Below are 12,960 nucleotides of genomic sequence, written 5' to 3' on the forward strand. Positions count from 1 at the left end.
CGGATACCCCGTGCGGTCAGGTACCTCGCGAGTTGGAAGTAGGTCGAGATTGCGATGAGCACTCGATGAGTACGCGATGAGTACGCCCATGAAGTAGCGACGGTCCGGCGTAACCCGGACCTAAAAGGAGCGAAGTGGCTAAGGTCCGGGTATACGAACTCGCCAAGGAGTTCGGAGTTGAGAGCAAGGTCGTCATGGCCAAGCTCCAGGAACTCGGTGAGTTCGTCCGTTCGGCGTCCTCGACGATCGAGGCGCCGGTTGTACGCAAGTTGACTGACGCACTGCAGGGGCCCGGCGGCAACGCCGGCAAGACCGCTGCAAAGCCCGGCGCGCCCCGCAAGGCCGCGCCTGCCAAGCCCGCGGCGCCCTCCCCGGCCGCTGCGGCACGTCCCGCTGCCCCGAAGCCCGGCGCACCGGCCCCCAAGCCGGTCGTTGCCGAGGCTCCGGCCGTCAGCGCCGCCCCGGTGACTCCGGCCGCCTCCGGCCCGCGTCCCGGTCCGAAGGCTCCGGCCGCCCCGAAGCCCGCTCCGGCGGCGCCCGTGGCGACCGAGTTCTCCGCGCCTCCGGCGGCTCCGGCCGCCCCGGCGCGCACCGAGCGTCCCGCCGCGGCCCCCGGTCCGCGTCCGGCGCAGCAGCGTCCGGCCGCCCAGGGTGGCCAGCCGCAGGCCGGCGCCCGTCCCGGCGCCCCGCGCCCGGCCGGCACCGCCCCCGGTGCCTCCGCCCCGCGTCCCGGTGCCTCGGCGCCGCGTCCGCAGGGTGCCCGTCCGGCCGGTCCCCGTCCGGGCAACAACCCGTTCACCTCTGGTGGCTCCACCGGCATGGCGCGCCCGCAGGCGCCCCGTCCGGCCGGCGCTCCCCGTCCCGGTGCCCCCGGCGCCGGCGGCGGCCAGGGTGCTCCCCGCCCGCAGGGTGGTCCCGGTGGCGCTCCGCGTCCGCAGGGTCCCGGTGCGGGTCGTCCGACCCCGGGCGGCATGCCCCGTCCGCAGGGCGGCGCCCCGCGTCCGGGTGGTGCTCCCGGTGGTAACCGTCCGAACCCGGGCATGATGCCGCAGCGTCCCGCTGCCGGTGGTCCCGGTCCCCGTCCCGGTGGCGGCCCCGGTGGCCGTGGTCCCGGTGCGGGCGGCGCCCGTCCCGGTGGCGGCGCTGGTCGTCCCGCGGGCGGCGGCTTCGCCGGCCGTCCGGCCGGTCCGGGCTCGCGTCCCGGCGGCGGTGGCGGCTTCGGCGGTCCCCGTCCCGGTGGCGGCGGCTTCGGCGGCGGTCCGGCCGGTGCCGGTGGCGGCGGGCGTCCCGGCTTCGGCGGGCGTCCCGGCGGTCCCGGTGCCCGTGGTGGCACGCAGGGTGCCTTCGGCCGTCCCGGCGGTCCGGCCCGTCGTGGTCGCAAGTCCAAGCGTCAGAGGCGCCAGGAGTACGAGGCCATGCAGGCCCCGTCCGTCGGCGGCGTGATGCTGCCGCGCGGTGGCGGCGAGACCGTGCGCCTGTCGCGCGGTGCGTCCCTCACCGACTTCGCGGAGAAGATCAACGCCAACCCGGCGTCGCTCGTCGCCGTGATGATGAACCTCGGCGAGATGGTCACTGCCACGCAGTCCGTCTCCGACGAGACGCTCGAAATGCTGGCCGGCGAGATGAACTACGTCGTCCAGATCGTCAGCCCGGAGGAAGAGGACCGCGAGCTCCTCGAGGGCTTCGACATCGAGTTCGGCGAGGACGAGGGCGGCGAGGAATACCTCATGCCGCGTCCGCCGGTCGTGACCGTCATGGGTCACGTCGACCACGGTAAGACCCGACTGCTCGACGCCATCCGCAAGACGAACGTCGTTGCGGGCGAGGCCGGCGGCATCACGCAGCACATCGGTGCGTACCAGGTCTCCACCGAGGTCAACGACGAAGAGCGTCGCATCACCTTCATCGACACCCCCGGTCACGAGGCGTTCACCGCCATGCGTGCCCGTGGTGCCAAGTCGACCGACATCGCGATCCTCGTGGTCGCGGCCAACGACGGCGTCATGCCGCAGACGATCGAGGCGCTCAACCACGCCAAGGCCGCCGGCGTCCCGATCGTCGTCGCGGTCAACAAGATCGACGTCGAGGGTGCCGACCCGGTCAAGGTGCGCGGTCAGCTCACCGAGTTCGGTCTGGTCGCCGAGGAGTACGGCGGCGACACGATGTTCGTCGACATCTCCGCCAAGCAGGGTCTGCACATCGACTCCCTGCTCGAGGCCGTCGTCCTCACCGCCGACGCCTCGCTCGACCTCCGCGCCAACCCGGAGCAGGACGCTCAGGGTATTGCGATCGAGTCCCACCTCGACCGCGGCCGCGGTGCCGTCGCCACCGTCCTCGTCCAGCGCGGTACCCTCCGCGTCGGCGACACGATGGTCGTGGGCGACGCCTACGGCCGAGTGCGCGCCATGCTCGACGACAAGGGCAACAACGTCGAGGAAGCGGGTCCGTCGACCCCCGTCCTGGTCCTGGGTCTCACCAACGTCCCCGGCGCCGGCGACAACTTCCTCGTCGTCGACGAGGACCGCACGGCCCGTCAGATCGCCGAGAAGCGTGCTGCGCGTGAGCGCAACGCCAACTTCGCCAAGCGTGTCCGCCGGGTGTCCCTGGAAGACCTCGACTCGGTCCTCAAGGCCGGTCTGGTCCAGGAACTCAACCTCATCATCAAGGGCGACGCGTCCGGTGCGGTCGAGGCTCTCGAGTCCTCGCTGCTCCAGCTCGACGTCGGTGAAGAGGTCGACATCCGCGTCCTGCACCGCGGTGTGGGTGCGGTCACCGAGTCCGACATCTCGCTGGCGATGGGCTCCGACGCCATCGTCATCGGTTACAACGTCCGTGCGGCCGGCCGTGCCGCGCAGATGGCGGACCGCGAGGGCGTCGACGTTCGCTACTACTCGGTGATCTACCAGGCCATCGAGGAGATCGAGGCGGCCCTGAAGGGTCTCCTCAAGCCGGAGTACGAAGAGGTCGAGCTCGGTACGGCGGAGGTCCGCGAGATCTTCCGCTCGTCCAAGCTGGGCAACATCGCGGGTGTTCTCATCCGCTCCGGCGAGGTCAAGCGCAACACCAAGGCGCGCCTGCTGCGCGACGGCAAGGTCGTCGCGGAGAACCTCACCATCTCCGGTCTGCGCCGCTTCAAGGACGACGTCACCGAGATCCGCGAGGGCTTCGAGGGTGGTATCAACCTCGGTTCCTTCAACGACATCAAGATCGACGACGTCATCGCGACGTACGAGATGCGCGAGAAGCCCCGCGCGTAAGCGCGAGGCGGTTCGCACCGTGTCGTAACTCGTAACACCGGGGCCGGTCGGCGGAATATCCGTCGATCGGCCCCGGCCGTTGCGTGTACGGTTCTGGTGATCCTGCCGAGCGACGGCCGGCAGGCCACCGAACCCGCACCGGCGGGACATCCGGAACTGCATGTACGTGGGGACTCTGTCCTTCGATCTGCTCCTCGGCGACGTCCACTCGCTGAAGGAGAAACGCTCCGTTGTCCGGCCCATCGTGGCCGAGCTCCAACGCAAGTTCTCCGTGAGCGCGGCTGAAGTGGGCGACCAGGACCTGCACCGCAGGGCCCGTATAGGGGTCGCCCTGGTGAGTGGGGACACGGGGTTCCTCTCGGACGTACTCGACCGCTGCGAGCGGCTGGTCGCGGCACGTCCGGAAGTGGAGCTGCTGTCCGTACGACGGCGCCTCCACGGTGATGAAGACTGATAGCAAGACATAAGAAGGAGACGGACCAGTGGCCGACAATGCGCGGGCGAAGAAGCTGGCGGACCTCATCCGGGAGGTGGTGGCCGAGAAGCTGCAGCGTGGTGTCAAGGACCCCCGCCTCGGTACGCACGTGACCATCACGGACACCCGGGTCACCGGCGACCTGCGGGAGGCCACGGTCTTCTACACGGTCTACGGCGACGACGAGGACCGGGCCAGCGCGGCAGCGGGCCTGGAAAGCGCCAAGGGCGTCCTGCGCTCCGCGGTCGGCCGGGCGGCGGGCACCAAGTTCACGCCCACCCTGACCTTCGTCGCGGACGCCCTCCCGGAGAACGCCAAGACCATCGAGGACCTCCTCGAAAAGGCGCGGACCTCCGACGCCCAGGTGCGCGAGGTCTCCTCCGGTGCCCAGTACGCCGGCGACGCCGACCCGTACAAGAAGCCGGGCGAGGACGCCGACGACGCCGACGAGGACGCAGCCGCGGAATGAGCAGCAACGCAGGGAAGACTCCGGACGGCTTGGTCATCGTCGACAAGCCGTCCGGTTTCACTTCGCACGACGTGGTCGCCAAGATGCGCGGGATCGCCAAGACCCGCCGCGTCGGCCACGCCGGCACGCTCGACCCGATGGCGACGGGCGTGCTGGTCCTGGGCGTCGAGAAGGCCACCAAGCTCCTCGGCCACCTCGCGCTCACGGAGAAGGAGTACCTCGGCACGATCCGCCTGGGCCAGAACACCCTGACGGACGACGCCGAAGGCGAGATCACCTCGTCCATCGACGCCGCCGGGGTCACCCGGGAGGCCGTGGACGCGGGCATCGCCAAGCTGACCGGCGAGATCATGCAGGTCCCGTCCAAGGTCAGCGCCATCAAGATCAAGGGCGTGCGCTCCTACAAGCGCGCGCGGGACGGCGAGGACTTCGAGATCCCGGCCCGGCCGGTGACCGTCTCCTCCTTCCAGGTGTACGACATGCGGGAGGCGCAGGCCGAGGACGGCACCAAGGTCGTCGACCTCGTCGTCTCCGTCGTCTGCTCCAGCGGTACCTACATCCGCGCCCTCGCCCGTGACCTGGGCGCCGACCTCGGCGTCGGCGGGCACCTCACCGCGCTGCGGCGCACGCGGGTGGGCCCGTACAAGATCGACCGGGCCCGGACACTGGACCAGCTCCAGGAGGAGCTGACCGTCATGCCGATCGGCGAGGCGGCGGCCGCGGCCTTCCCGCGCTGGGACCTGGACGCCCGGCGCGCCTCGCTGCTCGCCAACGGCGTGCGGATCGAGATGCCCGACGCCTACGAGGCCGGCCGCACGGTCGCGGTCTACGGGCCGGACGGAACGCTGCTCGGTCTCGTGGAGAGCAAGGGCGGCAAGGCCAAGTCCCTCGCGGTCTTCGTCTGATCCTGTTGACGTGGAGCGGTGAGCGCACATCGATTGCTGCTCACCGCTCCACGACCCCCCTCGGGTAGGTCTCTATCCACCCGGACCCCGGTATTCACCCGTCCGAGCAGGCGCTCGGAGTGAATGGAGGGAGCGTAAGGGGGCGCTTTCGCCTCGCGTGCTTTTCGTGCTGATCTTCACCTGCCTACCGTCGTGAGCACGGGCGTTGCGGGGGAGTGGTGCGGCCATGTCGGAGCTGGTCAGGATCTGCGATCTCGCCGGGCGGCCGCGCGGCAGCGGCTTCGTCGCCGACGACCGCGGCACGGTGGTCACCAGCCACGAGGCGGTGGACGGGCTGACCCGGGTGGTGCTGCACGGGCCGCCGGGGACCGGCGGGCGGAGCTGGCTTGCCGAGGCCGCGGACATCACCGTGCTGCCGGGGCTCGCGCTGGCGCTCGTACGGACCGAGGGGCTCGGGGTACGGCCGCTGCCGGTGGCGGTGCGCGAGGTGATCGCTTCGGGGACCTACGTACGGCTCCCCGCGCGGGGATGGCGCCAGGCGCGCGTCCTCGGCCGCGCGGAGGTCACCTACACGGCGACGGACCGGTTCCACGCGGTGCCGGCGCTGGAGCTGGCGATCGGGACGGACGGGCGCGACGCGCTCCAGCTGGGCGGGGAGGCCTGCGGGGGCCCGGTCCTCGACGCGGAAACCGGAGCGGTGCTCGCGGTCCTGGGCACCGCCCTCCAGGCGGAACACCGCTCCGCAGGCTTCGCCGTGGCCCTCCGAGCGGCAGCCGGGGCCGACCCGGGCGGACCGCTGGCGGCGCTCCTGGCCCGAAACGCGGCGACGGTACCCGGCTACGGCACGGACCTGAACCTCGCCGGGGCCCTGGAACTGACCGGAACCACCGTCGGCGCGGCCATCCCGCCGACCGAGCCCGCCTGCGCCCCGGTGGAGCGATCGGGGACCATGGCCGAACTGGAGGCCTTCACGGCGGGGGACCGCCTGGTCCTCGGCCTAGCCGGAAACCCGGGCACGGGCCGCACCACGGCCCTCTCCGCCCTGGCCGCCCGCCGAGCCCGCTGCCCCCACCCCGCCCCCACCCTGTGGCTCCGCGGCGCGGACCTGCACGCCACGGACACCTCCCTGGCCGACGCCGCGACCCGCGCCCTCACCTCGGCGGCCCGCATCCTCTCGACCCAGCCCACCCCACCCACCAGTCCCCCCTCGCCCGCGCCCGCGGGCTTGGACGGGGCCGGCCCCGCGGATTCTTCTTGGACCGGTTCCGGGGGCTTCTCCAGGGGCACTCCCGCGGCTTCCTCCGGAGGCGTTCCTGCAGGTCCCTCCTGGGCCGGGCCGGCGGGTTCCTCTTCGGCCGGGCCCGCGGGTTCCCCTGGGGCCGTGCACGCAGGTTTCGACGGGGCCGGGTGTGTGGCGGGGCGCCCCCGCAGGGCGCCGAACGCAACAAGGCTGCCACTCTCCGACCCCTGGCCACGTTCGGCGCCCGAGGAGGTGCCCCGGCGCGCGCCCGGCCCCGTCGAAACCGGCCCCATCCCACCGGCCCGGCGGGAGCCCCCGGCCCCCGCCCCGCTCCCCGCCCCACCCCCCACCCCGCCCGGGCTCGCCGAGTCGGTCGCCCGCGCAGCCGCAAGCGCCGGGCGAGCGTTGCTGGTTGTGCTCGACGCCCCTGAGGAGATGCCCCCCGAGCTCGCCCACCGCCTCGCCCCATGGACCGACGCCACCGTCGACTGGCTGCGCAGCACAGCGACCCGGCTGATCGTCGCCACCCGGCCCGAGCACTGGGAGCGGGCCGGCGCCCTCTACCCGCCCGAGGCACTGCACACCCCGCCCCGCCCCGCCCGCCGACTGCCGCCGGCCCTCGGCCTCGGCGACCTGACCCCCGCCGAGGCCGAGACCGCCCGGGCCCGCCTCGGGATCCCCGCCGACGCCGTCCGGGAGGCCGACGCCCGCCACCCCCTCACCCTGACCCTGCTCGCCGGCATCCGCGCCGCGGAGGTCACCGCCGGCCGCCCCGGCCGCGACGAGGTCTTCGCGGCCCACCTCGACCTGCTCTGCCTGCGCGCCGCCGTCCGGATCGCCGCCGCCGGGGCCGGACCCGCCGGAGCCGGACCCGCCGGAGTGCACGCCCCCGGCGTCAGACGGCTCGCGGCGCGCGTGGCCGGCCGCGTGCACGAGGCCGCGCGCCGGTGCCTGGGCCCAGGACAGGGCGGGCTGGACCGCGCCTCCTTCGAGGAGCTGTTCCCCTGGCGCACCGGCTGGGCCTCCGCCGTGCTCACCGAGCGACTGCTGGTGCCCGCCGGGCCCGGCTACCGCTTCGCGCACGAGGAGCTGTCCGACTGGATCCAGGCCGGCCACCTGGACGTCCCGACCGCCCTCGCCTCCCTCGTCCACCGCCCCGCCGCGCCCGGGCTGCGCGGCCTGCCCGTGCCCCGGCACCGGATCGGGCCCGTCCTGGAGGCCCTGCGCAGGCTGCCCGCCGACCGGCTGCGCACCGAGCTCACGGCCCTCGTCCACCGTCTCAACACCCTCGCCGAGGAACCGGCCGCCCCCGCCCCCGACCGCGCCTGGTGGGCCGCCCGGCTGCTGCGCGAGACCCTGCTCCGGGCCCCCGACGCCCACCCCCACCTCCCCGTCCTGCACGCCCTCGCCGAGCACGTGGCCCGCTCCGGCCCGGGCGAGTTCGGCGGCCGGTTCTGGAACCGGCTCCGGCTCCCCGAGCCCGACCGCCTCGACCTCCTGCGCCGCCTGCTGCCCGCCGACCCCGCCGAGGCGGTCCCCGGCGACCGCTACCTCGACGCCGCCGCCCGCCGCCTCGCCCGCGACCCGCAAGGCGCGCAGCCCCTGCTCTGCGCCTGGTTCACCGACGGGCGGCGGCTGCGCGGGCGCCCCGGTGCCACCGTCGCCACCGCCGCGCAGGCCCTCCTCCACACCCACCGCCACCTCGCCCTGGACGACCTCACCGAGGCCCTGGTGACCGCCGCGCACCCGCGCGCCGACGAGCTCCTCGCCGTCCTCGCCGAGGAGGAGCCCTCCGCCCTGTGCCGGGCCGTGGACCGCTGGGCCCACGACGAACGGCCCGGGCGGCGGGTCGCGGCCGCCGCCTACGGGCTCGCCACCGCCCCGCACGTGCGCACCCCCGCCGACCGCGAGCTGCTGCGCTTCGCCGCCCAGGCGCTGCTCGCCCGCCCCGCCGACACCACCCTGCACGGCAGCGCCCTCGCGATGCTGCTCCGCGACCCGCAGGTGCGCGCCCGCTACCTGCCCGACGCCCTCGCCTGCTTCCGCGACCCCGAGCACGGCTCCCGGCTCCCCGCCGCGGCGCTGGTCGCGGCCCTGCCCGTACTGCCCGACCCGGACGCCGTCTTCGCCGCCCTGCGGGACCGGGCCGACGGGGAGGTCGTGCGCGCCCTGGCCGCGCTGACCACCCCGGGCCTGGCCCGCCGCGCGGGTGACCTCGTACGGGAGCACCTGGCGCGCCGTCCCGAGGACGCACCGCACGCCGCCGACTTCGTCGACCGGCGTCTGGAGCAGGGCCCGGCCGCCGCGCCCGTCCTGCGCCCGCTGGTCCTGGACCTGCTCCGGTCCGCCCCGGCGGCGGTGCGGGCCGCGCTGGCCGCCGTACTGGGCGCGCCCGGCGGGGAGCCCTCGTACGCGCTGCGGGCCGAGCTGGCCGACGTACTGCTCGGGGAGGAGACGGATCCGGTGGTGCTCGACGCGTTCCTCGGGGCCGTCGCGGCCGGGGCCGCCGCGCGGGCGGAGGACCGTACGAGGGAACTGCTGCGGCGCACCGGGCGGCAACTGCTGGACGCCCCCGGCGGGCCCGCGGTGTTCGAGCGGCGGACGGTGGAGCTGGCCCGGTCCGAACCGGCCTTCGGGGCGCTCGCGGCCCGCTGGCTGGCGCAGGCGGGCGCGGAGGCCGCGGCCCTGCTGGGCCCGAGCGCGCGGCGCACGGTGGAGACCCTGGGCAGGGCCGCGCCGGATGTGACGTGACCCCGATGCCGATGCGGGACCGCGGGCACCGGCATGGCAGTCTTAGACCTGTAATCGGCAATCAGTACAAGGCCTACACGGGTTCGGGCGAGGAGCGGTCACAGTGCAGCGCTGGCGTGGCTTGGAGGACATCCCCCAGGACTGGGGACGCAGCGTCGTCACCATCGGCTCGTACGACGGTGTGCACCGGGGTCATCAGCTGATCATCGGACGGGCCGTGGCCAAGGCGCGCGCGCTCGGCGTCCCGTCCGTCGTCGTCACCTTCAGCCCGCACCCGAGCGAGGTCGTCCGCCCCGGCAGCCACCCGCCGATCCTGGCCCCGTACGACCGCCGGGCCGAACTGATGGCCGGGCTGGGCGTGGACGCGCTGCTGATCCTGCCCTTCACGGCGGAGTTCTCGCAGCTGTCCCCGGCCGACTTCATCGTGAAGGTGCTCGTCGACAAGCTGCACGCGAAGGCCGTCATCGAGGGCCCGAACTTCCGCTTCGGCCACCGGGCCGCCGGGAACGTCGACTTCCTGCGCGAGCTGGGCTCCACCTACGACTACGAGGTCGAGGTCGTGGACCTCGTCGAGCGGGGCGAGGCGGGCGGCGGCGTGCCGTTCTCCTCGACGCTGGCGCGCCGGCTGGTGGCCGAGGGCGACATGGAGGGCGCGGCCGAGATCCTCGGGCGGCCGCACCGGGTCGAGGGCGTGGTGGTGCGCGGTGCGCAGCGCGGGCGCGAGCTCGGCTATCCGACGGCGAACGTCGAGACGCAGCCGCACACCGCGATCCCGGCGGACGGGGTGTACGCGGGCTGGCTGACGGCCGGCGGCGAGCGCATGCCCGCGGCGATCTCGGTGGGAACGAACGTGCAGTTCGACGCGACCGAGCGGACCGTGGAGGCGTACGCGATCGACCGGATCGGGCTGGACCTGTACGGGATGCACGTGGCCGTCGACTTCCTCGCCTACGTCCGGGGAATGGCGAAGTTCGAGTCGCTGGACGGGCTGCTGGAAGCGATCGCGGACGACGTCAAGCGGGCGCGGGTCCTGACGGACGCCTACGACATGGCGCGCTGAACCACAACGGGCGAGGGCCCGTACCACCCGGGGATCGTGAAGCGATCCGGGGTGGTACGGGCCCTCGCCCGTTGCGCGGTGCTCAGCCGAGGCGCGGGTCGCGCGGGGGCTGCTGCGGGTGCTGCGGTGCCTGCGGCTGCTGCCAGGGCTGGCCGGGCTGCGGGTAGGGCTGGCCGTACGGCTGCTGCGGGGGCTGCGACTGCGGGTGCGGTTGCGGCTGACCCTGCGGCTGGTACGGGGGCTGCGGCTGGCCTTGGCCCTGGCCCTGACCGTGCCCCTGACCCTGTCCGTACGGCTGTTGGGGTTGCTGAGGCTGCTGGGGCTGCTGAGGCGCTCCCCAGTGGCCCTGCGGGGCCTGCTGCTGCGCCCGTACGAAGTCCTCGGCCACCAGGGCGGAGAGGTTGAAGTACGCCTCGCGGGTCTTGGGGCGCATCATGTCGAGGTCCACCTCGGCGCCGGCCGCGAGGTGTTCGTCGAAGGGCACCACGACGACACCGCGGCAGCGGGTCTCGAAGTGCTGGACGATGTCCTCGATCTTGATCATCTTGCTGGTCTCGCGGACCCCCGAGATGACGGTGAGGGAGCGGGAGACGAGGTCCGCGTACCCGTGCGCGGAGAGCCAGTCGAGCGTGGTGCTCGCGCTGCTCGCGCCGTCCACGGACGGGGTCGAGATGATGATCAGCTGATCGGCCAGGTCCAGGACGCCGCGCATGGCGGAGTAGAGGAGGCCGGTGCCCGAGTCGGTGAGGACGATCGGGTACTGGCGGCCGACGGTCTCGATGACGCGGCGGTAGTCCTCGTCGTTGAAGGTCGTCGAGACGGCCGGGTCCACGTCGTTGGCGATGATCTCCAGGCCGGAGGGCGCCTGGGAGGTGAACCGCCGGATGTCCATGTACGAGTGCAGGTACGGGATCGCCTGGACCAGGTCCCGGATCGTCGCACCGGTCTCGCGGCGGACGCGGCGGCCGAGGGTGCCGGCGTCGGGGTTCGCGTCGATCGCCAGGATCTTGTCCTGGCGTTCGGTGGCGAGGGTGGCGCCGAGGGCGGTGGTGGTCGTGGTCTTGCCGACGCCGCCCTTGAGGCTGATGACGGCGATGCGGTAGCAGGACATGACCGGGGTGCGGATCAGCTCCAGCTTGCGCCGGCGCTCCGCTTCGGCCGCCTTGCCGCCGAAGCGGAAGAGGCCGCCGCCGGCGTTGTTGTTGTTCTTGGGCTTCTGCTTGTTGCGCAGCAGGCGGTCCGAGGACAGCTCGACGGCGGCGGTGTAGCCGAGCGGCGCCCCGCCGCCGGTCTGGCCGGCCGAGTAGCGGGGGTCGTGCGGCTGGGGCGGCTGCGGCTGCTGGTGTTGAGGCTGCTGGTACTGCGGCTGCGGCTGCGGCTGCTGGTACTGGGGCTGGGGCTGCGGCTGGTGCTGCTCCGCGCCCACGGGCCACTGCCCGGCGGAACGCGGGTCGTGCTGCGGGTGCTGCGGCTGGGGCGGAGCGGGAGCCGGAGGCTGGAAGGCGTACGGGTCCTGGGACGCGAACGCGGGCGGCAGCGACGGCAGTTCGCCGCCGGGTCCCCCGAACGGGGTCTCCGCGGCGGCGTGCGGTACCTCCGAAGGGCTGACCGGCGGAGCCGCGTCCTCAACGGGGGGCGGCACCAGGGCCGTCCCCTCGGCGGGGGTGTCGTGCGGCCCGCTCACCGGTCCGGGCACCGGAACAGGGACCGGAACCAGCGCCGGACCCGCGTCCTCCACGGGCGCGGGCAGCTCGGCCCGGGCCGGTGCCGCGTCCAGGGCCGGAGGCGTGGACGCCGGCGCGGCGTCGACGGGGGCGGGCGGGGCGACCTCGAAGGGCGCGGGCGCCTCGACCGGGGCCGGGACCTGCTGCACCGGCGCCGGACCGTCGGCCGGGGTCGGCGGGCCCACCTCGAAGGACGTCGGCGCCTCAAGGGAAGCGGGAGCCGCGAACGGCGCGGACGCCGAACCCTCCACGGGCGCCGGGGCCGGGGTCTCGAAGGGCGCGGGCTCTTCGATCGCGGCGGGGGCCGGATACGCGGGTGCCGGGGTCGCGGCCTCGACGGGTGCCGGAGTCGCGAACGGTGCGGACGCCGGTGCCTGGAACGGCGCGGGAGCCTCGACCGGAGCAGGGGCCTGATACGCCGGGGCCTGGGCCTCGAACGGCGCGCGCGCTTCCACCGGGGCAGGCGCCTGATGGCCGGGGGCCGACGTCTCGAACGGTGCAGGTGCCTCGACCGGAGCAGGCGCCTGATACGCCGGGGCCGGAGCCTCGAACGGCGCGCGCGCCTCCACCGGGGCAGGCACCGGATAGCCGGGGGCCGACGTATCGAACGGCAACGGCGCCGGAGCCTCGGACGGCGCGGGCGCCTCCACCGGGACGGGCGTCTGGTACGCCGGGGCCGGAGCCGGGGCGGATGCCTCGATCGGTGTCGGGGATGTCACAGGGGCGGGCACGCCCGCGCCGTCGGACGGGGTCCGCGGGGCCGGGGGAGCGATCCGCATCGTCGGGGGCGAGGCCACGTCCGACGGGCGGTGGGGCTCGAAGCCGCTGCCCTCGGGCAGCCCCGGCACCTGGGCGGCCGGAGCGGCGCCCTGCGTGTACCAGGCCGGCGGGGTGTAGTCGATGGTGAACTCGCCCGTCAGCTCGGGCTCCGCGTCGGACTGATCGTCCGTCGGGACGTCCCACGTCCCGCCGCGCCTCTCGTTCCGATCGCCGCTCACTGGTCCTCCTGGTCTGTCGAACACTGGTCCGGCGCCCACCTCGACGCCGCGGCCACGCCCAGCCTAATCGCGCCCCGGCAC

The 12,960-nt window shown here is 74.3% G+C and carries 7 protein-coding genes; 6 read left to right on the plus strand and 1 reads right to left on the minus strand.

From position 1 onward, the window contains the following. Positions 1–134: 134 nt before the first annotated feature. From infB to ACFWBN_RS15415, 6 genes are all read left to right on the plus strand, one after another. Positions 135–3,257: a translation initiation factor IF-2 gene (infB, locus tag ACFWBN_RS15390; protein WP_385176528.1), complete on the plus strand. Its 3,123-nt coding sequence runs from the start codon at positions 135–137 to the stop codon at positions 3,255–3,257. Positions 3,258–3,417: 160 nt separating this feature from the next. Further along, positions 3,418–3,711 (plus strand): DUF503 domain-containing protein, encoded by a 294-nt coding sequence (locus ACFWBN_RS15395; RefSeq protein ID WP_030161467.1) that lies wholly within the window; start codon positions 3,418–3,420, stop codon positions 3,709–3,711. Positions 3,712–3,739: 28 nt separating this feature from the next. Continuing rightward, a complete protein-coding gene (gene rbfA, locus ACFWBN_RS15400) occupies positions 3,740–4,201 on the plus strand; it encodes a 30S ribosome-binding factor RbfA (RefSeq protein WP_385176532.1) in 462 nt (153 codons plus the stop codon). Beyond that, positions 4,198–5,106, plus strand: a complete 909-nt coding sequence (truB, locus tag ACFWBN_RS15405; protein WP_385176535.1) for a tRNA pseudouridine(55) synthase TruB — start codon at positions 4,198–4,200, stop codon at positions 5,104–5,106. The genes rbfA and truB overlap by 4 nt, the downstream gene beginning before the upstream one ends. Before the next feature lie 226 nt (positions 5,107–5,332). Further along, entirely contained in the window at positions 5,333–9,097 is a 3,765-nt protein-coding gene (locus tag ACFWBN_RS15410) for a serine protease (protein ID WP_385176539.1), read from the plus strand. A 103-nt stretch (positions 9,098–9,200) separates the two neighbouring features. Then, a complete protein-coding gene (locus ACFWBN_RS15415; RefSeq protein WP_385176543.1) occupies positions 9,201–10,157 on the plus strand; it encodes a bifunctional riboflavin kinase/FAD synthetase in 957 nt (318 codons plus the stop codon). An 82-nt stretch (positions 10,158–10,239) separates the two neighbouring features. On the opposite strand, the gene ACFWBN_RS15420 is transcribed toward ACFWBN_RS15415, so the two are convergent. Next, positions 10,240–12,879, minus strand: a complete 2,640-nt coding sequence (locus tag ACFWBN_RS15420; protein ID WP_385176547.1) for an SCO5717 family growth-regulating ATPase — start codon at positions 12,877–12,879, stop codon at positions 10,240–10,242. Between the last annotated feature and the right edge of the window lie 81 nt (positions 12,880–12,960).

The organism is Streptomyces sp. NPDC059989 (genome assembly GCF_042736975.1).
Taxonomy (GTDB): Bacteria; Actinomycetota; Actinomycetes; order Streptomycetales; family Streptomycetaceae; genus Streptomyces.